Annotated in this window: 18 protein-coding genes and 2 pseudogenes; 6 read left to right on the forward strand and 14 right to left on the reverse strand. The window is 44.2% G+C overall.

Translation table 11 applies throughout. The features are described from left to right. Positions 1–8: 8 nt before the first annotated feature. From fimG to K7H21_RS09770, 9 genes are all read right to left on the reverse strand, one after another. Positions 9–512: a type 1 fimbrial minor subunit FimG gene (fimG, locus tag K7H21_RS09730; RefSeq protein ID WP_004122292.1), complete on the reverse strand. Its 504-nt coding sequence runs from the start codon at positions 510–512 to the stop codon at positions 9–11. 12 nt (positions 513–524) lie between these two features. Further along, positions 525–1052 carry a type 1 fimbrial adaptor subunit FimF gene (fimF, locus tag K7H21_RS09735; protein ID WP_004122289.1) on the reverse strand — a complete coding sequence of 176 codons (528 nt, stop codon included), beginning with the start codon at positions 1050–1052 and terminating at the stop codon, positions 525–527. Positions 1053–1062: 10 nt separating this feature from the next. Next, entirely contained in the window at positions 1063–3690 is a 2628-nt protein-coding gene (locus K7H21_RS09740) for a fimbrial biogenesis usher protein (protein ID WP_223035746.1), read from the reverse strand. A 75-nt stretch (positions 3691–3765) separates the two neighbouring features. Beyond that, positions 3766–4476 carry a fimbria/pilus periplasmic chaperone gene (locus K7H21_RS09745; protein ID WP_004122277.1) on the reverse strand — a complete coding sequence of 237 codons (711 nt, stop codon included), beginning with the start codon at positions 4474–4476 and terminating at the stop codon, positions 3766–3768. A gap of 46 nt (positions 4477–4522) precedes the next feature. Further along, positions 4523–5059 (reverse strand): type 1 fimbrial minor subunit FimI, encoded by a 537-nt coding sequence (gene fimI, locus K7H21_RS09750; RefSeq protein WP_004122275.1) that lies wholly within the window; start codon positions 5057–5059, stop codon positions 4523–4525. A gap of 72 nt (positions 5060–5131) precedes the next feature. Beyond that, on the reverse strand, positions 5132–5677 hold the full coding sequence (gene fimA, locus K7H21_RS09755) for a type 1 fimbrial major subunit FimA (protein ID WP_004122273.1): 546 nt from the start codon (positions 5675–5677) through the stop codon (positions 5132–5134). A 39-nt stretch (positions 5678–5716) separates the two neighbouring features. Next, on the reverse strand, positions 5717–6217 hold the full coding sequence (locus K7H21_RS09760) for a helix-turn-helix domain-containing protein (RefSeq protein ID WP_032741891.1): 501 nt from the start codon (positions 6215–6217) through the stop codon (positions 5717–5719). Positions 6218–7699: 1482 nt separating this feature from the next. Then, positions 7700–8869, reverse strand: coding sequence for a hypothetical protein (locus K7H21_RS09765; RefSeq protein WP_145952631.1), 1170 nt, complete (start codon positions 8867–8869; stop codon positions 7700–7702). Between the two features lie 383 nt (positions 8870–9252). After that, positions 9253–10071, reverse strand: a complete 819-nt coding sequence (locus tag K7H21_RS09770) for a HEPN domain-containing protein (RefSeq protein WP_077139348.1) — start codon at positions 10069–10071, stop codon at positions 9253–9255. A gap of 591 nt (positions 10072–10662) precedes the next feature. Between K7H21_RS09770 and K7H21_RS29340 the strand changes: the two are divergent. The 6 genes and pseudogenes from K7H21_RS29340 (at position 10663) to K7H21_RS09805 (ending at position 18941) form a co-directional block, all read left to right on the forward strand. Beyond that, positions 10663–11389: pseudogene (locus tag K7H21_RS29340) on the forward strand (transposase). 235 nt (positions 11390–11624) lie between these two features. Beyond that, positions 11625–12677, forward strand: a complete 1053-nt coding sequence (locus K7H21_RS09785) for a ComEC/Rec2 family competence protein (protein WP_077139347.1) — start codon at positions 11625–11627, stop codon at positions 12675–12677. Then, on the forward strand, positions 12658–13962 hold the full coding sequence (locus K7H21_RS09790; protein ID WP_227516830.1) for an ABC-three component system protein: 1305 nt from the start codon (positions 12658–12660) through the stop codon (positions 13960–13962). The genes K7H21_RS09785 and K7H21_RS09790 overlap by 20 nt, the downstream gene beginning before the upstream one ends. Continuing rightward, complete coding sequence (locus K7H21_RS09795) at positions 13946–14497, forward strand: ABC-three component system middle component 1 (RefSeq protein ID WP_077139345.1); 552 nt, start codon at positions 13946–13948, stop codon at positions 14495–14497. The genes K7H21_RS09790 and K7H21_RS09795 overlap by 17 nt, the downstream gene beginning before the upstream one ends. Continuing rightward, the gene (locus K7H21_RS09800; RefSeq protein ID WP_077139344.1) at positions 14478–17615 is read left to right on the forward strand and encodes an AAA family ATPase; all 3138 of its coding nucleotides are present in this window, start codon (positions 14478–14480) and stop codon (positions 17613–17615) included. The genes K7H21_RS09795 and K7H21_RS09800 overlap by 20 nt, the downstream gene beginning before the upstream one ends. Positions 17616–17900: 285 nt before the next feature. Further along, positions 17901–18941 (forward strand): annotated as a pseudogene (locus K7H21_RS09805) (IS481 family transposase). A 135-nt stretch (positions 18942–19076) separates the two neighbouring features. Here the strand turns inward: K7H21_RS09805 and K7H21_RS09810 are convergent. From K7H21_RS09810 to K7H21_RS09830, 5 genes are all read right to left on the reverse strand, one after another. Further along, the gene (locus tag K7H21_RS09810; RefSeq protein ID WP_077139343.1) at positions 19077–20060 is read right to left on the reverse strand and encodes a reverse transcriptase domain-containing protein; all 984 of its coding nucleotides are present in this window, start codon (positions 20058–20060) and stop codon (positions 19077–19079) included. A gap of 172 nt (positions 20061–20232) precedes the next feature. Then, positions 20233–20970, reverse strand: coding sequence for a hypothetical protein (locus tag K7H21_RS09815; protein ID WP_077143825.1), 738 nt, complete (start codon positions 20968–20970; stop codon positions 20233–20235). Beyond that, positions 20963–21487 carry a hypothetical protein gene (locus K7H21_RS09820; protein ID WP_077139341.1) on the reverse strand — a complete coding sequence of 175 codons (525 nt, stop codon included), beginning with the start codon at positions 21485–21487 and terminating at the stop codon, positions 20963–20965. Before K7H21_RS09820 ends, K7H21_RS09815 begins: the two co-directional genes overlap by 8 nt. Positions 21488–21750: 263 nt before the next feature. After that, positions 21751–22497 (reverse strand): MobC family replication-relaxation protein, encoded by a 747-nt coding sequence (gene mobC / locus K7H21_RS09825; RefSeq protein WP_077139340.1) that lies wholly within the window; start codon positions 22495–22497, stop codon positions 21751–21753. Positions 22498–22506: 9 nt separating this feature from the next. After that, complete coding sequence (locus tag K7H21_RS09830) at positions 22507–24366, reverse strand: type IV secretory system conjugative DNA transfer family protein (protein WP_077139339.1); 1860 nt, start codon at positions 24364–24366, stop codon at positions 22507–22509. Positions 24367–25007 lie beyond the last annotated feature (641 nt).

Here is a 25007-nt window from a genome sequence, read left to right on the forward strand (position 1 = left end):
CTCCTGGCTCAGGCGTAGGTATAGGTGACGTTAATCACCGCCTGGATCGTTCCTTGCGTCGCGCCGCCGTTGACCGTTAGCGCCCTGACCTGGAGCGGGAAGCTGGCTGACTGGCTTGCGTCATCCACCTGCACCTCCTTTCTCGCACCGGTATTCAGCCTGGTACCCTCGGCATCCTGGAGCTCGAGCTGGATATTCCCGGCGGTACCCTGGTTTTTGTAATAGCCGGTGGCATCCGCCGTGCCGCTGAAGCTGGCGGTAACCCGCGACGTGCCGACCGGGCAGTTGCTCAGGTTGAGCGCCACGCTGTGCCAGGGCGACGAAGAGCCGGCGGACACCAGGCTAAAGGTATAGAGATCGCCGAGATCGACGGTGGCGTTAACGGTGGAAACCGTACAGGGTTTGGCCACCACTTTGCCGTTAACGGTAATGGTGACGTCGGCGGCCTGTAGCGTCGGGGAGGACGCCGCCAGCATCGCGGCCAGCAGCCATCCGAAATAGGTCGGGTTCATCAGCGCCTCCGGTTACTGAAATTCAAGCGTGAAGGTTGCGGTTGCATTAACGTGTCCGGCGGTCACCGGCACCTGGGTGGCCATCAGTCGGGCGTAAAAGTTCAGCGTGTTGGTCTGGCTGGGGGTCAGCGTGGTCCAGGCGATCGCTGACGACGCGGCGTTGAGCGGCAGCGCTGTTTGCCGCGCGTCAAGGATCTGCACGCCCATGCCTGCCGCCGCTGAAGCCCCGCCGTCGAGCTTTAACAGTTCGGTATTGCTGCTATCTGCAACGCCAACAAAGCCGACCTTGACGGCGGTGACCGAGCTGCCGCAGGGCGATAGCACAATGCGAAACGGCACCAGCGGCGTGGTCGCCCCAACCGCATGGAGTTGCCTGGCGGCGTTATTCATCAGGTCGACGGTAAAATCTTTCGATTCACCGGCCACGGCGCAGGCGTTATCGCGGACGTAGCCGCTGATGGTGATGGTGCTGTCCGCCGCGCTGGCGTTGTTGACCGCCAGTGACACGAGGGCGCTCAGCAGGTAGCGTTTTTTTCTCATCATGGTTTCCTTAGCGGCACTCGGCGGACAGCGAGATCAGCATCTGGCTCTGTTTTTCCGGCGGCAGGCTGTAGTTCGCCTCGCAGCTGGCATTCGGGCCTTCACCCCATTTCGCCTGTACTTTGCCGACCAGCGGCATCCCGCTCAGATAAACCTGGCCGTTATCGGCGACGATGCTGCTGCCCTGGCTACCGACAGAGGTGACCAGCGCGCCGAAGGGAACCGGCTTACCGTTATAGATGAGCGACATCAGCAGCTTGAGCCCTACGTGGGCCTTAAACTCCGCGCGAACTATCGCGCCGTGGGTCGGCACTACGCTGGCCACCGCGTCGTCCAGATCGACGTTATCGGCCAGGCTGTTGGTGTTCAGCGCCACCCGGTTTTCCCGGTATTCGGTGGCGTAGGGCAGAACGGCGTAGCCGCGCCAGTCGGTCTGGACCCCGGTCTGGTTTTCTACTTTTACATTGTCTGCGCCGGGGGCTTTGATCAGCACCACCGTGTCATTCATCGGCTGGCTCAGGGTGATGCCGTCGGCGTGGGCCAGTACGCCGCCGCTCAGGCCGTAGTACAGCTGTTTGATGCCGTCGCTGCGGCTGTAGCCGACGTTGGCGTTGCCGTAGCCGCCGCGGTAGTTCAGCGCCGCGTAGCCGGTACCGCCGCTGTTGCCCTCACCGCCGCCGGCGTAGCCGGTCTGCATGCTGTAGCTCAGGTTGTTGTCCTCCAGCAGCGTGCCGTACAGCCCCGCCAGGCTGGTGGTCCTGCCGTTCAGATCGTTGGACATGCTGTAGCTGGCGCTGGCGTGTCGCCAGGCCGACTTGCTGTCGGAGCGCATCCAGTGGCTGAACGGAATATTGACGTTGACGGCCAGCATCTGGTCACGACCCTGCTGCCAGGCGTTTTTGGTCAGGCTGTAGCTCAGGGTCCAGTTGATATCGTCCACGGCGGCGTTAAGCCCGGCCTGGAGCTGCCGGTCGGACTTGCTGGTCTCCCAATAGGTCTGGTGGCTGCCGCTCAGGTAAAGCGTGGCGGTGCGTCCCAGCTGCTGGGTGACGCTGAGCTGCACTTTGCCGCGCTTGTTGTACGCGAGGTTGTAGTAATCGGTGAACTTCGGCTTTACCTCAATCACCCCGTCCTGGGTCTCGACGTTGTAGCCGCTCATCCGGCTGTAGGTGGTGTCGGCGAAGCTGAAATAGCCGCGCGTCGAGTAGCGGTAGCCCACCAGCTGGATGTTGGTGCCGGTATCCGTCAGCGACTTGTTATAGAGGAAACGTACCGACTGGCCCTGACGATCGCTGTCATCGGGCAGGGTGGCGTTGGCCTGGGTGATATCCAGCGACAGCGCCCCCAGCTCCCCCATATTTTTGCCGACGCCGAGGTTAAAGGCGCGGTAGCGGTCCGCCAGCTGGGTGCCGCCGTACAGCGTCCAGCCCTCAGGAAGACCGCGCATTACGGTGCTCTGGAAGAACTTCGGTTTTTCCTGCTGATTGCTGCCGCTGCGGTACTCCCCGGCGGTGACGGCATAGCGGGTATGGCCCTCGCGCTGGAGCACCGGAACGGACGAGTAAGGGACGGTGAAGACCTGGCTGCTGCCGTCGGCCTCTTTGATGGTCACCTGCAGATCGCCGCCATTACCGGCGGAGTAGAGATCGTTGATGGTGAACGGGCCGGGCGGTACCGTGCTCTGGTAAATCTCATAGCCGTTCTGTTTCACCGATACCTGAGCGGTGCCGCGGGCAATGCCGTGAATGACCGGGGCAAACCCTTTCTGGCTGTCCGGCAGCATATTGTCATCGGAGGCAAGCTGCGCGCCGCGGAAGTTGATGCCGTCGAAGACGTCGCCGTTGGTGTAGCTGTCGCCGAGGGTCAGGCGCGAGCGCAGCAGCGTAATATCACGTTCAAGCCAGGTATTGATGTGCTGCCACTTGTTTTCATTGGTCGACGAGCTGCCGCCGCTGCTGTAGCTCCAGGTGGTGTTGTCGCGCAGGCGCCAGGCGCCGAGGTTGAGCCCGCTCTGCAGGTTCAGGTACGCGTAATTGCTGCTGCCGCCAACGTCGTTGTGCACGTTGTTGCCGGTGAAGTTGTAGTTCAGCAGGCCGGCGTTAATCCCGTGGTCCCAGAGTTCGGGGGGAATATAGCCGCGGGCGCGGTTGCCCATAAACGCCTGGGGTACGGTCAGATACAGCCGCTGCTGCCCGGCATCAAAGCGGGTTGTCGCGTCTTTAATCATCTCGGTTAACGGTACGCAGGCATCCGCCGCCAGGACGTCGATTCCGGCGATCGCTGAGGTATTCACGCCCATCCCGGCCAGCTGTCCGCGCGTCAGGCAGGGGGCCAGACCGTGGCCTTTTTCACCGGCATTAAACGTGACATCGCGGGTGGTCATATATCCGTCATTCAGATAGATATCGGCGCGGTAGGTGCCCGGCGGCAGCTCCTGGCCCTTTTCAAAGCCGGACAGATCCGCCACTGCGGCGGGATCGTCCGCCAGAAAGCGTGGGTTGAAATAGAGCTCCGCCTGGGCGTAAAAAGCCGGCGAGGCGAGTAAAAGAGCTAAGGGGATCTGCGCGAATGCGCGCGCAGATCCTGGAGTCATACGCCGGGAGCTCACGTGGTCGAGTCCATATTTCAGATGTGACATAGTCCCTCCGGTCCAAAGTCGCCCGGCCATCGTTATTTTTTTAGTTCAGGGGGGAGAGCGCGGCTCCCCGATTCATTACTGCATGACGCCTTTCATTCGCGGGGTGAGTGCGCCGTAGTCGTTAATCGTCCGGTATGTAATCTCGCGACCTGCATCGGACGGTAAACTGACGCTGGTTTCGCCCATCGGCGGGACCAGCGCATTTTTCAGCACCCGGGTGCCGGCGTTGAGTTCGGTGACCGTCAGGTAATAAGGGGTTGGGTTAATCAGCGTGAGCGCATTTCCGCTGCGGCGAAACTTCAGCTTTTCCGCGGCCTGATCCGGCGGCAGCGCCAGTTTAGCCGGGCGGTAATAGAGCTTAATGCGGCTGATAATCGCCAGTTGGAGAGTGTTATCGCTGAGCTTTGATTTATCCATCGATGGGATCGCCTTGACGTTCATCCAGAACAGCGTTTCCCGATCCTGCGGCAACTGGTTATTGGTGGCATCGAGGATGCGCAGGGTATTCTCTTTCTTCCCCTGCATAGCGAACAGCGGCGGGGTGATAACAAAGCTTCCGTCCTTCGCGCCGTCGGCATTCTCTACCCATGACTGGATCAGATAGGTGTTGTCATCGTTATTCGTTACCGCCAGCTGCGCCTGTTTCTGCCCCGCCGGATAAATTACGCGGGTGGCGCCCAGCGCCACGCCGGCCTGCGACTGAGTCGAAAAACCGGCGGTGGCGATCAGTAAAAGTCCCGCCAGTAAACCGCGCATCCCGCGCGTGGTAGCCAGTCTATTTTTCATCTTTATCTCTTTCTTTCTCACGGTGATTTCCTGTTACCGGCGCTGATTACTGGTAGGTCAGGGAGAACCAGGCCTGCGCATTCGCGGCTCCTCCGGTGACCTGACTCCCGGTGGAACGATATTTAGCGACAAAATGCAGCGTGGTTGGCCCGGTGTGCAGCTGCGCCCATGCCCCTGCTGGCGCGTTGAGTGGGATCTGGCTGCCGGTTTTATCAAACAGGGCAACGCCAATGCCGGTAGCGATCCCCGGTCCCTCGCCAACCGAGAGGACATCCGGGTTTTTACCATCGGCGACGCCGTGAAAGGCCACGCCAACGCGCTGGCTCACGGCGGTACTGCACTCCTGCAGATGAATATCGAAAGGGACGGGATTGGTGTCTTCCCCGGCCGAATGAAACCGATTGCTGCTGATTTGCCCCATCTTGACCGTCATTTGCTGGTCTCCCGCTTCAACGCGGCAGGACTCAGCAATCACTATCCCCTGGAAGCGCATGTTCCCGCCGGGCAACATCACCTCCCAGTTACCGGCCAGCGCCAGCGGTGGTAGCAAAAATATCAACAGACCCGACTTCATCTTTTGCATCGTTATCACCCTCAGTCTTATTCGGATAACGGGCCATCCTGGCCCGATGCGCCTCCTTGCCTGATGAAGAAATTACTCGTACTGCACTTTAAAGGTCGCGTCCGCGTTGGCCGTACCGGCCGTCGCGACACCGGTCGCAAAGTAGCGAGCCTGGAACGGAATAACGTTGGTACCATTGCTGAGGGTGGTTTGCGCGCCGAAAGTCGCGCCATCCAGCGCCAGCGGGGTACCGGTACGGTCAAGGATCTGTACGCCGACGTTAGTCGCGCCGCCCGCGGCAGAACCCTGCAGGGCCAGAACGGTTGGGTTAGTGCTGTTAATCGCCGTGCCAGCAAATGCAATCGCGGCCTTCTCGGAAACGGTGATATCGCAATCATTCAGCTGGATGTTGAAGCCCACGGGAGCACTGGTGTTGCCTGCGGCGGCGAGTTTCGCTGAACGAACCTGGCCTAACTGAACGGTCTGGTCGAGAGAACCGGCATCCACTGCGCAGGCCGCATTCACCACTTCACCTTTAAAATGTACCGTGCCGCCGTTCACCGTAACGGGATCGGCTGCCAGGGCTGCAGTAGCGCTCAGGGACAGTGCTGAAAAAACGATAACGGCTAATTTGTTCATGGTAAAACTCCTGTTTATGAATAATCCTGAAGCGATGCTTCACTTAAAAAGACATTTATTGTTGAAAAATAATTTTTGAAACGTAATCCTATTTTTACAGCCTAATTTATTCATCAGGTTGCGACGGTGGGTATAAATAGTCTTAAGTTTCACGCCAAACTCTTCTGCGATCTCCTGGTTGCTTTCCCCTCTGCTCAACATGCTTAACATCTGCTTTTCACGCAGACTCAGCTGGAACTTGGTATGATAATTTCCTGCGGTTTCTTTCTTTAAAAAGAAATTCAGAATACTTCTGGTGTTGCTCTTTTTGTCAAGTACCGTTACTTTGCCAAATAGCTCGGACTTATAGAACGCTAAGTCGCTGGATGCAAAGGCGACAATGTTCTTATTCGAAAAATAAATCCACTCCGAACCGGGAAGGTCGTTAGAGTCCAAATCTATAATCAAAAAGAAATTGTCAATAAACTCTTCTCCAAGCAATTCAATCAGGCCCAGAGTAAAATATTTATCCTTAGATAAAATATTAGTTGATTGATTCATATCTGAACGCGATCTCATCCTTGGGTTGACCTTTAACTCAGCGTTAATAAAACCATTCAGCGAATTGAGGGTAATCTAACATTGCCCACCTCAATGAGACATGTCGCTAACGCCCTAAAAGATATAACAGCCGCTAAGTTGTTTATTTGTGGTTTTTTAATTTGTATTTTTATTTTTTATTGGTGTTAAATTTTGTGATTAAATTTATTATTGGTTTTTTATAAAACAAAATTGATAGGGGAGGGTTATCATTAAAGCTTGAACAATAGCCCTGCTCTTTGTATTGGAATTTTCTTAGGGAATATTCCTTGTTAAAGGCGTGGGATTTTCTATCTTCAGCGCAGAAAAAATTTTTAAGGGCTTCTGAAGAGCCCTATAGAGGTGGCCCGAGTATACCTTTTCCGCTCGCATCAGAACGCTAATTCTGCGGGGGAAAATAGCATCGTATTTATTCAGAAGCGATGACGGAGGGCTATGGCTAGATGGCGACTCGCCCGGGAGCATTGCTGTTTGTGTGGTCAGTACCTTCAACGCGATTGCGGTTGCTCCGCAAATTTGAGCATTGTATTAGCTCTTTTGGTCTTGATGCGCACCTTAAAATATTGTTACTGAGGCGGAGGACATAACCGCGGCTATTTTGCCATCTCCGGGAGATGATGGTTGATAACGTCAAGTACAACGGCAAAAGATCGTATCATTTCATCTGTGCAAAGGAAGCTAATAACATTTACCTCGGAACGCAAACTACCGCCCTGAAGAGAAGGCAGGCAGTATAATTGAGGAAATGATGCAAAAAGTCTTTCTTAACCTGGCTACGGATTCGGAGCGTGATATTAAGATACAAGGGCTGAAAAGCATGGGGGGTCTGTCGCAGCCTGTGCTCACCCTCGTTTGTCTGGGTAATGAATTGATATTAATGTGCTATGGCGTTTTTTGTCTACGATAGCCCGGGGGGACGCCGTTGCAAAACGCTTGCGGGGTTATCAAAGAAGGCGGTATAGCTGCCCGGAGAGAGTAAAAAGCAAAAAGCCTGCTCGAAAGCAGGCTTCTTAAATTTGGCTCCTCTGACTGGGATCGCCTTTGCCATTAACTGGCTAATAAGTAAGCTAAACCTTAATGCACTTTCTGTCAAGACCACCAGAATGACCACCAATTGTTGCGGGTTACATCAATCTGGTATTAGCGTTTGCGGCACACTGAACACTGCTGCTAATAAATTTCTGCCTTCTAAAAATAGGCCTAACGTTGAATATTTACAGTTTTCCAAACGGCCCTTTTCAATACAATGATTTTGCTGTATTCAAACGACTTTTTACGCAGTGAAAAAATTTAGGCGTTTTTCTGACATTGCATAACCATTATGGTCAGGTATGTTGCCAGCGTTGAATATAATGACGAGGGTAGATATGTATGAAGGTGTGAGTTGCTTCTTTACAATTAATATCACAGATTGCTATGATGTCTTCAATAATTAATATTATTTTAGGTGAATAATTTGTTATTAATAAAATAAAATCCAAATCCAGGGTCAGTGAATTTTAGATCAAACCTTCCTTTATTGTACTCATTAGCTAACTCATTCTCATATAATTCTGATATTCGCCCCCAGCATTTAAATTCCATAATTTCAGCATCTTCAACTATAAATTCACGCAATGTTATCCAATTTGATGGTGCTTCAGGCCAAGTTGAGCTGATTTCACGCAAATAGAAGTCTGCGTCATTTATGATTTCCCATAATGAATAGGTATTACCTGTGGATTCGTACTCCCATATTATATGCTGTAGTTCTGCTGCTATGCCTTTTTCATTACATGTATAATACAAGTTATTTTTGAACGGATTAATATCTACAATTGTAATGCTATATGCTGCAAGACTGTACTTTCTGAAATCTCTCCATAAAAATGCGAAACCATGTGAGTGGAGCCTTGATGCTTTATTAACCATTCTTTGAAATGATGACTTAATTTGTTCTATGTTTTTTTCAATGTCACTTACCTCGCCTCCAGAATAGATATCCTTTCCGTAAATACAAAATTGATAGCCACTAAAGTCTTTTGGGCTAAGTTTTCTATCGCTATAAGCTTTTGTTAAAATCGCAGGTCTTATACACTCAAGTTTAATTCCAGACTCATGTTTTACTGGTCGTAAGCAAAGAATACTCCTGTTTAGCCAAAAAATCTCATTGAATATATAATTTTTGATTAAAGTTGGCCAGTCATTAGATATGACTACATTTATCACATCCCCATCGGACATATTTGGAAAGTAAGTTTTCAAGGCATTGGTATATGCTCCCAGTTCGGTACCGGCTTGTCTGGTTGGGTTTGGTATATTCTTGATTTCAATAATTATCCATGCCTCGTAGTCAACTGAATATAAAAGAAAATCCGGACGTAGAATCTCATCTGAGAATTGTGATATATCTTGATTTTCACAAACTATTTTAGTATTTGATAATGTCTTCAAACAATAATTATAGCTGTCTGAAATTTTTTTATCAACGTAAGAGTACTCTTCGTCTGAAAATGGAATTATTAAGCTAGCTAATCCTTCTGCTTTATTTAGCTCTGAACTCAACCACATTTGCATTTCGCTTTCAGATTTGAACAAATCATCCTCACTTATATATGCTGAAGGTTTTGCCAATGCATTGTTATTTCTTAGTGATGCAAGGGTGTTTATATAATATAATATGCTTTTTCTATGCGTAATCTGCAATGGAAAAACTCATATGTAAATTAACCATATAAACCCGGGGGAGTTATTTGGTTTATTTAGATATATCTTAATAAATTCACATTATCATTTTTGTGTTATACACACCTCTAAGGTTTGATGATGAATTATATTACCACCCAGCCAGTATTAAGTTCTTACCTAATTAGCTAATCCAGGCGGGTGGATATCTTTAGTAAACTCAATTTGAATTGAGTGATGTCTTCATGGTAACGGTTTTATACATAAAGTGAATATCTCTAAGTTGAGAACAAGGCAACGCCAAGTTCGCTATTTTAAAATACATCACTGGATTAAACGAATTTTTCCGAAATAAAAAAATGTTTCGACAGATGTTGATCAAAATCCTTCGCTAAACTAGAAAGAAATTTACATTTTTCTGTTATGTCGGTCAAGTCCAAATTGACAGTGTCACCGTGAGCAATTTTATTTCTTAACTCTCTTATATTGTGAAATGTTTCAACTGAGTCATCATTTAATTCGAATGCGAATCCATTGGTTAAAAAATCAGGAATTTCAAATGATTTTATATTTGAGTTTTTTTCTGATATTACTCTCAACCCGAATGCTGAGAACATTTCGCTAGGGAATCTATAATCTCCCCTTTTAAGATTATTAGTTGCAGTTTTACATACACCAATGGCGTGCCCTTTTACATCATCTATATTTCTTAATCGTCGTCTGTTTTTTTCTACTGAGCTATCATCTGAATTTATATTGTTAAGGGTTCTGCACTTGGATTTATTAATTAATTCATCTATTCCGCCATGGAAAGATATTAGCTCTGATATTATTTCATAAATAAATGATTCAAAAAAACTGAAATTACTAAGTAGTGTATATTTGCACAGTTTGTTTTTGTACCCCTGAGCCCGTCGCTTTAAATCAGTGTTTATATTCTTTTGTTTCTCACTGCTTATGTCACCCTTAGGTTGATAATAGTCTGCTTTGGTGATTTCATTTATAACTCCTTTTTCGAAAAGGATAATATTTCTTTTCAATACTGGAACCGCAGAACAGACCAGAACAGAAAAATCAAAAGTGTCTTGCGTTTGTTTTTTAAATTTCACATAAGATACAGACTGAGTGAAAGTTTTTTTTGAAGAGTTCATGTTGTTCCTTCAGGGTATTTACACGGTCACTTGTTATTATGCTTTCGAGCACAAGATGAATAAGAACAATCAACAACAGACTTTTGTCAAATGTTTTGGGGCATGATTGATTATATACTTCGCGAACCAGCCCGAGTAAGGCTTTTAAAGTTCTATGAATCATTTCTGTCAGAGAAAATCAGGCCTATTAAAAGCCTAGCCATACGAAGACTAAGGTCTAAATGCGTTGCTGGTCTCGCAAATTGTACCAAAGTGTCTCCCTATGCTAGTGCTACTGATCTACACACTGCTCGATCAACATGGTTTTCAATCTTTACATCTATACTACATTCGCTTTCTAACCAGACCGATATCCCTCATGTGAATCCTGACAACGCTACCGCCATCAGGAACATCAGTCCTGGTTGAGTACTTGTAAATCTAAATGTGACTGAAATTCATGGATTATTCAAGAAGGCAATAAGATATCGCCTAAAGTTTAGTCTGCGCGATTATGCAGTTACGACTTGGCTTGTAAGCCTCCCTGCAAAACGAACCATTCACTTTTAGAGATCTTCCGACATACTGTTTATGTCCTCTGAGGAGATCGTCATGCGCAAAGCCCGATTCACCGAGCACCAGATCATCACCGTTCTGAAGTCTGTTGAAGCCGGACGCACCGTCAAAGATGTCTGCCGCGAAGCGGGAATATCGGAGGCCTCGTATTACAACTGGAAAGCAAAATACGGCGGTATGGAAGCCTCTGATATCAAAAAGATGAAAGATCTTGAGGACGAAAACCGCCGACTCAAACAGATGTTTGCCGATCTCAGTCTGGAATGCCGGGCGCTGAAAGACGTCATTGAAAAAAGCTTTAAAACCAGAGATAAAGCGGGAGCTCGTCGGTTATCACCTCTGTGCAGGTGGCCAAATTCAGTGTGCCACTTCACTCCGTGCCGTAAAAGGCGTTGGAGCGGCGACTGTGGCTGTGCTACTTGCAGAAGTTCCAGAACTTGGATCTCTGTCACGTCGTGAAATCAGTGCGCTAATTGGGGTTGCGCCAGTCAATCGTGATTCTGGGACAATGCGAGGTAGACGCACGGTATTTGGGGGACGAGCTTCAGTCCGTACGGCCCTGTATATGTCCGCGCTGGTAGGGACCCGGCACAATCCTGTAATTAAAGAGTTTTACGAGCGGCTGGTTGCTGCCGGAAAGCCTAAAAAGGTCGCATTAACTGCCTGTATCAGAAAACTACTGACCATTCTGAATGCAATGTTAAAGAAGAATGAAGCATGGGGATCCTTTGTATCATCACCATGCTTCGTAATGAGTGGCTAAAGACAGTTGCTATGCTCAAACTATAGGGCAGGATCGTCTACCGGCATAGGGGCAGTCCACACAATGACTGAGAGGTGTCTGTTAAACCCGTGGCGATTCAGACATTACTCTTCCTATGTACACTGGAATAGATTGTATAATCATATAATAATCAATTGGTTGAAATTATTTAGGACTTTTGTATTAATAGTATTGAGATGGTTTGGTCATGGTTCCAGTTCATAAGGAAATAGTTATGGGAATTAGTGTTCGAGTCTTGCAAGCAAATCATGGTGATTGTTTCTTAGTTAGTTATAAGAGCTCAGATAGTGTTTACAACTTGCTAATTGATGGTGGTAATAGCGCCACATTTATGTTTGGGGCTCAAGGGCGCTACAGTGGTGAGCTTAAATGTGTACTCGATGATTTGAAAAAAGAAGGTCAGAAAATTGACTTGGTTATCTTAACCCATATAGATGATGATCATATCGGTGGTTTGCTTAGGGCTTTTGAAACACCAGGTTACCTATGCCAAATGGCTTCTTCTATCTGGTTTAACTCTTCAAGATTTATCACCAAACATTTTAAGGTTGATGAAATTTCAGACAATGATGTCTGTCTTCAAAGTTACTCAACGCAGACAAGTGCTAGGCAAGGGAAGAAACTGGAAAACTTACTTGATGAAATCAATTGCGAACGGCAACCCATAGTTATTGCGGGGCAGAAGTTTACAAGGGGTCCGTTCACATTCACGATCTTATCCCCTGAAGAAGATAATCTACGTAGCCTTCTTCATAAGTGGCCAGATGAGCCAGATCCGGTTGCGACATCCGGTGCTTCAAGGGATTATGGAATGAAATTTGAGGATATTTTGTCTAATGATAAATTCCAGAGTGATCAATCTGTTTATAATGGCAGCTCAATTGCCTTCATCCTTGAAGCTGATGGTAAGGCTATGATCTTTTTGGGCGATTCACATGATGAAAATATTGTCCGTAATTTACGATCTCTTGGTTTTAATGAAGGTAACAAGCTCAAACTCGACCTCGTGAAAATTTCTCATCATGGTAGCCAGTATAATACTAGCCCTGAATTTTTGTCGCTCATAGATGCGCAAAACTTCATTATATCCACTAATGGGAGTAAGCACGGACTTCCTGATAAGAGAACTATTGCACGGATTTTATCTTCAGGAGAAGGCAAAATCGGCTTCAATTATTCGCACATTATCCAGGAGATGCTTCACGAAAATGAGGTTCCATTGTACTCTTCTCGCCTGGTAGCATTAAATGGAGAAATTAGGCTATAAAATGACCGCTTCAAATTTGATGGCTTCTAACGCAGTGATCGTGAACGAGGGCAGTGGTGTTCTTGTTAATGCGATGACTCAAGATTATTCATACGTACTCACAGCAAAACATGTGTTAGCGGAATCAGGTAGTAAAAATATCGTTACTAATCAATATGGTAACAGTCTTAGAGTGCTTGGTGTATTGGTGGGGCAGGAAGAGCATTGCGACTGTGCTGTAATCAAAATTGAATATGTACCAGCTGTTGCTCAGCAGTCCTTCCCTGCAATAGCATTACCCAATTCGGCTTTGCTAAAGTTTGTTGGTTTTCCGGGAACCGAGAGACTAAGCGCTACCCCGCTGAAAATTTATGACGGGCATGTAACAGATGTAAGGGAGGAGCTGATTAGCTTCACGATAGAAGGCAGTCCCTCTAAAACCGCAATCGATGGAATGTCTGGCGGTGGAATGTATTACATAGTTAATGAATATCCCCTCCTTGTTGGTGTAGAATTTGGGATGGACAGTATTCGTCAAGATCTACAATATGGACGTATACAATGTAAAAGTTTAATTGTTTTTGAAGAAATAATTAATTTAAACAGTGCTGCTCCAATGGTTCCCGCTTATTTGGAGTGTTTTTCACGCTTAAAAGAATATATCTTCGATTTTAATGTTGTTGATAAGAATAGAGTTCTGAATCTGAAAAACGCATTAAATATTTTTGCAGATGAACTTATAGACAAAGGTATGCCACCCCCATTTGAATTAATGTCCAAATACAAAACTGATTTGTTAGTAGGTCCATATCAAGTTGACGATGTTAAAAATAAAGAATTATGGGTTGCATATTTTGAATTTCTGATAATCTGCGCAATTCTTGATAATGTAAGTATTGCCAATAGTTCTTATATAGAAAGTTTAGAGCGGCGTAGGAGAATTCTTTATACTCCGGATGGAAGTAATTGGGTCGGAAAGCTTGATGTAATCTTAAAAGTTGCTCGAAAGTTATTAGATAAAAATGGTATAGTAATTGTGGCATCTCCAGAAAATGGAGCAGAATTATTACCGGATGATTTTGAAGTCGATAGAGTTATAAGGAATATTGCGCGAATCGCTAATTCAGGTCCACTTGCTCCTATCGATCAAGTTGAAAAAGAGATGTATAAGAGTTTTGTATTAACGCATCTTGAAGGGCTGAGAAAAAAATGTGTTATAAACAAAGAGAGAGTGTATGCAGAAGTTGAAGCTGGCTTAGACCAACTTCAGACGTTTAAGGAAAGCTTTAATGAATTTATTAAATAAAGAATTTGATTTAGAATTTCTTAAATCTAGATTTTCTGATGCGAATTTCGATTTTTTTGTTTCTAATGATGACTCATCTTATATTTCATGCGTAGCATGCTATTGTGAGAGCGCTAATTACTTGGTTGCGAATTGGACAGCGATTCAGAATTATTTATCTGCTTACTACCAACCGAAAGATGAATTAGCTCTTTGGAATATATATTTAGTTTTCTTTTGTTCCGAAAAATTACCGATTTGGGATAAGTACCTTATAGATAATGATAAGTATTCTGTCAGAAAATTAATTATTGACGGGTTAACTACTCTGCCAAGTATTTCCGAAACTGTAACTTTTCTGAACAATCATCTGCTAGGCGCAGACCTAGAATTAACTGAAATAGAGGATAAGAAGGAGATAGAGTTATCATTAATTGAGTATATAACTGGAACTCCTTTAGATTCAAAGGTTGAGTCGAGAGATGAGCGTATGAGCAGAATTGATAAAATTATTAATCTAGTGAGTTCAAATAAAAATGAAAATAAAAAAAGTTGAAATAGAAGGCTTTCGAGCATACAGATTCAAGGAAGATGGTACTTTCGATTTTACAAATAAAGATGATACTCCATCCAATTTTGTAGCGATCTATGCACCCAATGGCTTTGGAAAAAGTTCATTCTATGATGCGGTTGAATGGGCTATTACTCATAATTTAGATAGATTTGCGGGTGAATATAATAAAAAAAATTATGAGCAAGCTGCCAGGAGTACGAAAGAGGACGGTGTTGCACAAAAAATACTACGTAATAAAGATGTACCAGACGATATTCCTACCCGTGTAACTGTTTTCACTACTTTACCAACCCCATTCGAACAAAGTTTAGGATCAGTTCGTTCTGATTCTAGAGATATAAGAATCGGTGAGAATAAAAATAAAATCAATGGCTATTTTAGAAAAGTGGTTCTTAGTCAAGATGAAATAGATCGTTTTTTAAAAGAAGCAAAGCCGCAAGATCGTTATAAGATGTTTATGGAGAGTTTTGGAGGTGATTGGGAAAAGGCGAGACAAGAGCTAACTATACTATTGAATGACAATAAGGCGGTTTTGTTAAATCTCGAAAAAAACAAAAATGAACTTCAGGAACAACTAGATCAGCCTGTTGATGCGTCAACATTTATACAATTTAATAAAATAGCATCTGAACTTGTAGCAGGAGGTGAAAGTTTACCATTAGTAGATGAAACAACTATAGTTAATACACAGCATGAGCTTTTGGAAAAAATAATCACAAGAAGTCACGAAATAAATTTCTCCTTAAGCAAGAAAAAAATATTGAGAGATTCGATTTCTGAGTATATTTTAAAATTTCCTGATATCAGTTTTCGTACAACCCAGATTATCGAGAAAAAGAATAGACTAGCAAAAATAAATAAAGGAATAGAAGATGTCGGTCGTTATAAGGCATTTCAGTCTACTCTTGAAAAACTTACTATCGAAAAGAAAAAGATAAGTCAGAACTTAAATTTTATAGAAGAATTAGATGGTTTATCCCAAGAGTTTTTAAGCTTGGAATTTAACTTGGAATCAGCTCGAAAGAAACATAGAGAGCTTTCATATGATTATGAAAATGAAAAAACTCTTCTTGATAATTTATTCCAAACAAGAAACCAAAATGATGCTGATTTATCTTCAATCGACAACCGATGTTTATCTATACGTTCTACGTTAGAAAACACTGCGGTTACTTATTCTAATATATCTAATATACAAAATAAAATTTTAAATATAGTTTCTACGCAAACAGAATTAGAGCATAAACTTAATCAAGTTAGATCAGAATACCAAAAAAACAAATCTGAATTAAACAAAGTATCAGATTTAACAATCACCGCCAAATCATTACTTTCATCAGACTTAAGTCTAATTGACTTATCGTCAGATTTATTAAAAGAAGTAAACAACTTATCGCAAGAAATAAATATATTGGTCCTACACGATCAATCAATTCGTAACACACAAGAATCTCTTTCTGCACAAATGGGAGTTCACGAACGTCTAATTGCATCGGGCCTTGAGTACTTAAGTTTATGGCCGACTAATATATGTCCTTTATGTCATAAACCGCATGACTCTGAGTCCTCTCTTAGAGAACAAGTAACAAATACTGACGTAATATCCATGCTTAGTAAAGAGAATACAGCTAAGCTCGAAATATCCTCAAAACGGCAGTCAGAGTTAAATGGCAAGATAGAATCCATCGTACAGAAAGCCCTTGAAATTAAAATGAGTAAACTTGAGGGTTTAAGTAAAAAGGTCAATCAACAAGGAAATGAGATACATCGAGAAGAACAGCACTATACAGCACTTTTAGCTGAAAAACAGTCTGTCCAAAATCAGTTAAACGAGCTGCAGAAGACTGTAGCTGGACTAACTAAAGATGAATTATTAGCTCGCTTAGATGCTGAACTTAAAGAATTAGAGGCCAAGAAAAATGAAGTGATAAAAAACAAGCTGACCTTGACGAAAAATATTAACGTTAAAAGAACGTTGATTACAGAGTTAAGTGGGGCGATCAATTTGCTTAATACGCAAATTCATGAAATGATGTCATCATCTAACTATTTAAAAACAAAAGCTTACTCTGAAGAAAATGGCTTGTCATCGGAGTTTTTGAGAGAACATTATGATGATAGACGCCATTTTTACGTTAAAAATATAAATAGACTCAATTTTGAGATTGATAATATTACCGGCCAGTTAAAAGATCTTCAGAAAGCTATGATAGCCGATGAAATGTGGCTGGATTATGAAGAAATGATTTCTGAAAAAGAGAATATCGAGGATCATATTTCTAAATCAGAAGCGGTTTTACAATCTTATTCATCATTATTAAAACAGCATTTTGAACTGCCAAAATATGAATCTTTAGTTGAATTGAAAGATTTCTTGATAAGCTCACTTGATATAGAAACTAGGCTTTGTAATGGTCTAGAGGAACGGCTTAGAAAATATGATTTATTATCAAAGCTTTTGAAAACAGCAGAGTCGTTTGTAAAAAGTATTAAGTTACAGAATGATATTAATGAAACCTTAGGTCTTATAGAAATAAGAAAAGAAGTTGATTTAGCTCTGACTAAGGAACGAAATCAAGTAATAGAGGAACTTAGAAACTTGATAAAATCTTTCTTTTATGAGGAACTCATTAATTCTATTTATAAGAGAATAGATCCACATCCATCACTTAAGAAAGTGGTGTTTCGCCCAGATTTTGACTCATCAGATAAACCTGGTCTTAATATAGTTGTCAGTGATGAAAAAGGTGATATGGTATCTCCAATATTATTCTTTAGTGCGGCGCAATTAAATATTCTAAGCCTTAGTGTCTTTTTAGCAAGTGCTTTGCATGCAAAAGATGATAATGGAAATGTAATTGATGTGATTATGATTGACGATCCAATTCAATCAATGGATTCAATTAATATCCTATCCACAATTGATCTTCTTAGAAGTATTACCGTTAGATTCAATAAACAAATAATAATATCAACACATGACGACAATTTCTTTGGCTTGCTCCAACGTAAAATCCCTTCGGAAATATTGGGTGCCAAGTTTCTTAAATTGGAGAAGTTTGGTGTTGTAGTGCCTGTTGATGATTTAAATAATACGTGATTTATTTAGTATTTTAACCATCAAATAAGAACTGGGCCAGTAACGACCCAGTTCTTATTTATAGGAAGAAACCTATTTTTTTTTCGCAATAAAACAAGAGCGAAGATATGGCGCAAATTGTTAAAATATAAAATGTTTTTTAATTTTTTTATCTAAAACCCCTGTTTCTATTATCGTATAAATTGTATTAGTCGCGACTTGATCTGACACATGGCCTTGAAAGGCTGAGAGTTACCGGTTTTGATATGGGTGTCGAATCCTTATACAAAACACGAGGTAACTCTCATGCTTCATACTACCAATCCAGTCATCAAACACAAAGCCGGTTTGCTCAATCTGGCGGAAGAACTCAGCAACGTATCGAAAGCCTGTAAAATCATGGGCGTTTCACGTGATACATTTTATCGTTACCGTGAACTGGCCGATGAAGGTGGCGTGGATGCGCTGATAAACCGGAGTCGTCGCGCACCAAACCTTAAGAACCGTATTGATGATGCCACTGAGCGGGCTGTTGTTGATTATGCCGTTGAGTTCCCGGCTCACGGCCAGCACCGGACCAGTAACGAGCTGCGCAAACAGGGCGTTTTTATCTCCGGTAGCGGTGTCTGTTCCGTTTGGTTACGTCATAACCTTGAGAACTTCAAAAAACGCCTGAAAGCGCTGGAAGAAAAAGTGGCCCGTGACGGCATTGAACTGACTGACAGCCAGATCGCAGCGCTGGAACGTAAAGCCAGTGATGATGAAGCCTGTGGTGAGATTGAAACCGCTCATCCAGGTTATCTGGGTTCACAGGACACGTTCTACGTGGGCAACCTGAAAGGCGTCGGACGTATCTATCAACAGACGTTCGTTGATACGTACTCGAAGGTGGCTCACTGCAAGCTTTACGTCACCAAAGCACCGATTACAGCGGCTGATTTGCTGAATGATCGTGTACTGCCATTTTATGAGTCTCAGGGCCTGCCGATGCTGAGAATACTGACAGACTGAGGTACAGAATATTGCGGCAAAGTGGACCACCATGATTATCAGCTTTATCTGGCGATAAATGACATCGGACACACAAAAACTAAGGCGATGTCACCACAGACCAACGGCATCTGCGAGCGGTTCCATAAAACGATACTGAACGAGTTTTATCAGGTGACGTTCCGCAAAAAGTTATATGGCGATCTTGATACATTACAATCGGATCTTGATGAATGGCTGGCTCACTATAATAATGAGCGAACTCATCAGGGGAAAATGTGCTGTGGCCGGACGCCAATGGGAACATTACTTGATGGAAAGCGCATCTGGGCCGAGAAAAATTTAAGCCAGATGTAATCTGACAGATACCTGTATAAATAACCGGTAACTGTCAGATCAGGTCTGAGCTAATACATATAATGTTTATAAAGAGGGAGCAGGTTGCATTATAATTTCGAATGTTACATTTAGAGTGAACTATAAAACAATGGTTTAATTTTCATCATTTAACTTATCAATGTGCTTTCCATAATTTACGTGTCCACGAATTCGATTTAAATCAGATTCGATAATCTTTCCATTGCGAAGAAGATGCTCATACGTTCTCAATTTGTTTCTATATCCCTTAGTCAATCTCGGTTTGACATCATGAACAAGAAAACCATGAACTTTAAGTCTATTTGGTATCTTGGAAATTTTTAACTTTTCAGTTGCGATGGTCCAATTTTCATTTTCCAGTAAGTTAATAATATTTTGCTTTAAATTTTCAACATCAATACTGAGGTCATCGCTAGAGAATGTTAGATCATCTGCATAACGTGTATAGATAATTTTCTTATCCGCAATAATATCATTAATCTTATCATCAGTATCTTTAAATACTATATTTGATAATACTGGACTACTTGGAGCACCTTGTGGCAATCTATTTTTATAAGTAACAATAGCTGCTATTTTACCGGATTGTTCAAAAGTATACCCAGTATTTCTCAACCCATTGATAACCCTGTCAAAATCTATAGAGTGGAAGAAATCACGTAAGTCAATTGATAAAACCCACTTTGCATTACAGTGCCTGAAAGCCGCTTCATAAATTCCATTTTTACCAGGTATGAATGCATATGCCGAATCACTCACTGGAATATTATCATTCGTCGCCAAGTGATGTGCTAACCATGATTGAATGATTTTTAACCCAACCCTTGGAGATTCAATGATTCTTACTTTTTTACCTTTCCCCTTTGCGATTGGGAAAATACGATAATATTTATCTTTATTCTTTATAATTGAATTAATAAAATGTGGGCTAACACCAATAGCTACTGATAGTACACTCCATGACACGACAGGTGGTAATCCCCTGTCAAACAATCTATTAATTTCAGGGGAATATACGTCACGAACTTCAGGAGACAATGCGCCAAGAAATTGTTGGGCATCATTATATGAGAATAGAAGCGGTAGTGGCGTTTTCATCCAGGTCAGTCCTTAAGCAAAGCTGATGAGGCTTTCGTTGATGACGCCTGTGAAGCAGCAGGCGTTTCGAAGGAGCGCCTGCTGCTTCACAGGCGCACATTCTGTACGCGACCTTCACAAATGGGTATGATACACACCCTCGTGAACGCCACTACCAACGTTAAAAATAACATTATAAGTGTTTCTTTGCAAGATACAGAATTCTATCGACATCGGAACTTTGTTTAGATCTTGTAACCGGAACTAATTCTAGACCCAGATATGTCATTCTGTAGGTGCCTTCACGATCTCTTATAATTAGATTTTTCTTTCTCAATGAATCTAGTTTTTTATTTAGCCAGTCTGACGATTCTATATGATATTCTTTATCTTCCAATGCCTTTTTCATTGTGGGTAAATCGCATGGATATAATATTTTCATTGTTCTCAACATGATCATTAATGTAGGTTCTGGATTATTCTTCTGCTCATACATTAATGCATTTAACTTTATATTTAGGCTGCTAAAATAATCTCCCGCTAGTAATCCCCATTTTTCCTTGTCCTCATCAGACATATTCATAGAAAATATATATACGCTGGCATTTTTAACATCTTCAAATGAGACGTCTAAATCGATAATCTTCTTTCCTTTGAAATTAGCTTTTGCAAGAGCTTTTAACCCTGCTTCTATATCTAATTTACTCTGCGATGTTGAATAAGAAACGAGTACTTTAACCGATAATTCAGATTCAATTTTTTTTGTAATATTTGACACTTGTCGCTTCGTTATGAAGCCATTTTTTGCTGCTGGTGATAATCTATTAATAGGGATATCTAATAAAATGGTTTCGCTAAAATCATTCACTTCCCTTACGGAAATTATTGGGTATTTGCCTAAGATATATTCTAGCATTTCTTTGCTATACAATTCCCACCTCCTGTAAGATTCTTTTTATCTTTGCTTCTTCAGTTTTTATAGTCATTAACCATCCTTTAGCTTCAGCCACTGATGTGGCATTAATTGAAAATGCACCTTCATTAAACATTATTTTTATCTCAGGTTCATAATCAACTATACCCCTCACAATATAAGCTAACGACATTGTAGATGCCATGATCTCAAGGGATGTAAGAACCATACTTTTTTTCGACTGATATCCACCAGGTGTAAGAATGCCGATTTTTTCCCCTTTCTTTAACTCTGCATCAATTTTTTGTTTAACATTGTTTCTGAGTAAGTTAGGAACATCGAGGTGTGCAACATTGGACCATTTGGCCTCTATACTGCTGACAAAGGTTCTTATGCACAAAAAACACGCATAATAGTATCGGTTAAATGCTGAGCGGGCAAAAGCATCAGCAAGAACTATCGTTTGCGCACCTTTTCTATGACTAGCTTTAGCCTGCTTCGTCAGATGTTCTGCGACCTCATAGAGTGCTGTCATAAGATTACCAATAGAATTTTTAATATCTTATAAATCAATTTTGTCGCTATTTCCACCACTTGTGCGCTCTTGATTCCCCGCCGCTTAGTCCACTTTATCTTTATGTAGTTACTGTCGTTAACCATATTTTCATAAGCAAAAGCCTACCAGTACTGGCTAGCCTCAGCAAGAATGCCCCTCAAACGATAAGGTTGCTTTCTTCATTGATTGTAATGACCGCTCCGATCAGACCCAGTTGTTTAGATGACTATAACTTATGTAGCTTAGGCATAGTGCTTCAAATCCAATTTTTGAAGTTCGGCAAGAGTATAGATGTGGAAAACATGGCGATGACGCTCTTTCAGCAGAATATGCTGATGATTAATGATAACGTGTCTTATGCTGTCAAACAGCAGTTCAAGCGCCCGTTTTTTCTGCAAATCGGGCACAACATAAAAAACGTAAATCCACTGCTTGCGGGTACGGGCCAGTAAGTGGCTGGCAATGATCGACTGATAACGGGCTCTGGTTTTCAGGCGGCGCTCGGTCTCAATGGCGATCACGGTGCCGCCAGGCAAGGTGATCAACCCGTCCGGGCGATGTTTTACCTGATACTGGCTGAGAAAGCTGGCCCGGTCGCCGTTAATCCATCCCGAAGCGCCTTTCTTCTCCAGAATAAGCCTGGCGGCCTGATTATCAAGATGGTGCTCCAGCGTCCAGCCGGTGATTTTTGATGGTTCAAACCGAGCAGGAAAGATTTTATCATCCGGGGTTAACACCACCGCCAGCCCGTCGCTGGTGATCCCCCATAATGAGATCTTCATTGTTCGTGATTCAAGCACATGCTTCTGTATTAACCCCATTCGTTCTGTTTTTGCCAGTAGCGAATAAAGCGACTTATGATCCCGGAAACCAAATAACTGCATCAGTGTTTTAAAATCACTGTAGGTATCTTCTTTCAGGAAGTTCAGCAGTCGTTTTATTTTTTCGCTGTTACGTGTCTGGCGCTCGTGAAAGGACGAAATCAGCATAACCGCTCCTTAAAAATCCAGCGGGGACAGGTGTTCTTCATCATCAGGTTTCGGCTTTACCGGTTTTACTTCGATTTCGTCGAAGAAAAGAGCCAGGTGCGTTGTCATCACATCCGGCATGGCTGGTTTATCATCCTCGCCAAAATCCAGCATGGTCTTCACCGGGGCTGCCGCTGCGGCAATATCAGGGGAAACCGAAAAGATTTTTAGCTGACGCTTTCTGACCTTTATCGGCGAGATCAGTGAAGCAGAAGGTAGCGTTTTTGTCGTAAAGATAAAGCTGACAAAATCGGGCAGGTTCAGGATCATATTGCTGTCAATAAAGAAACGTTCGGCCTGGCGGATTGTGCGCTCACTGTCGATGGTTTCCGTCAGCATATTATCCGTCTTAGCCTTACGGAGTTCATCATCCACCAGAATCGTGCCTGACATTCTCGCCACCCAGTCCGCCGTATCCGGGTCCATAACCCGGTAAACCAGTTTGAATTTGGCATTTTCAACGACTGCACCGACAACGGCGTCCCCTTTCAAATCTGCCGGGCAGTCTTTTAAATCGGCAATGGACTGGTGGTCCATAATAATATGTACGCCTTTATCGCGTGCCGCGCCTAATCCCTCCAGCGCTGGCCTGGATAAATGGTATTTCAGTTCGGAAAGATAAACAGCAATAGGGCGGGGGACGTCTGTTACTCGATCGCGTTTTTCTGCCAGCTGGTAAAGGCGAACCAGCAGCATGCGCTGGGCGGTAATAATTTTGCTGTTTCGCATGGAGCCGACAACATAACAGCAACCGCCTTCATCAAATATGTGCTTAAGCGAAAAGCCTTCTGGTGAGTTAATGGCATTGAGTAATGCCAGTTCCTCAATCTTCCCAAAGAACGCTTTGATTTTTTCGGCAATACCCTGAACGTAATCACCGTTATAAACATCACGGAGAGTTGCCGATGGGTTATCACTGACAAATTGTGCGGCCATACGGGCGGCTTTCCGGTCGTCGATCCGATAAAAGTCCGATTCCTGACCTTTTTCCGCCAGGCTGAAACCGGCAACAAACATCTCTTCCAGTTCATCGGGCGTGATATCTTCAATCAGGTTTAGCTGGTATTGCTGTTTCCTCAGGTCAATCAAAGCAAAAGGCTTGCCTGCATCCTCGCAGGCTTTGCGGTAAAGGTGGGGTGCCCATTCATCATCCTTGGGGTCCATCACAAACACACCTTCACCGGCCAGAATACTTTGATAAAGCAATATCCCGGTGGCAATCCCTTTACCGGCTCCGGTGGTGCCGATAATATCCGCGTGCTGTTTCTGCCAGTCTTTTAACGGGAGATACATTGGTTCGTTCTCCCTGTCCATGCCGATAAATAGCCCTTTACTCAGGTCGATATAATGCAGCGGGTCATAATGCAGTGTTTCCGGTAGCAGGGATTTTACGGTGCGGACATCAGTACGTAATTCCCGTTCAAGGGTGGTCTTTTTAACAAGGTGTTTCTTTATTCTGTCCAGTTCCGGCGTGAACACCCGACGAAGCATAATATGAAAAATAATCCCGGTTACAGTAAAAGCAATCCGTACTGACCACGCCAGTGCTGAATTATCACTGGTGAGTCTGATTTTATACAGCCACTGAAAGGATCCGCTAACTATCGGAGCCAGCGTGCCGGAGAGAAAACACAGCAGGGAAAAAGCCATAATCAGCTTTTTCCAGAGTGGGGCTTTCTGCCGTTCATCGTTTTTCATTGATGCAAAAAACGGCATCGTCAGCCCCGCTAATAATGCCAGCATCAGTTGTTGCTGTTGCACAAAAGCGAGCAGCGCCAGCATCCCGTTCACTATCGGCGACAGTGAAGCGGTAAGCTTATTTAAAATCATCGTGCCTCCTTCGTCAGCGATTCACCCCATCACATCACCCCATCAGTTCGCCCCACGGTGTCGGGCGAAAAGGCGGGGCGAGCGTATGGGGCGAAGAAGGTGGCCGCATTGCGGCCATATGCAGAAAAGCATGCTTCCCTGCACGAAACGGCGTGTGCCAGTACATGCGGGCTGGACGCCCTTATTGCCTGTCACATGGGGGTAATGTCGTGGCTGAACGCCGCGCCAAAACCCCCAGGGTCAACGGCGGCACACCGTCGCCCGCTACGCGCGACCACCCCCTTTAAGACGGTCGCTTTCGCCTTTTTATTCCCTTTACTCGTTCCTCGTAGCGGGAATAAAAGGGAAGCTGACCTTTAAAGAGGGTGGTCGCGCCACGCTACCGGCTTTTGGCCGGAGACTTAGCTGCGACGGTGTGCGGGGCGATGCCCCCCAAATAAACCGCTGTCGTGGGCGACAGCTTTTCGCTCGCTGGGGCGGCGAAATTTATCCGGCTCCCCCCGGCCTGCAAAATCCGCGTGGGCGCGGCTGTTTGCAGGTGAGGCGCGGTGCCTGAATTATTTTCGCTCCTTAACCCGCGAAAATATTTCTGTCCGCTGCCTCATTTTTACGGCCCCTGTTTCTTCGCTCCTTAATCCGCG

This window comes from Klebsiella sp. CTHL.F3a (assembly GCF_019890895.1).
In the GTDB taxonomy this organism is placed as follows: domain Bacteria; phylum Pseudomonadota; class Gammaproteobacteria; order Enterobacterales; family Enterobacteriaceae; genus Klebsiella; species Klebsiella grimontii.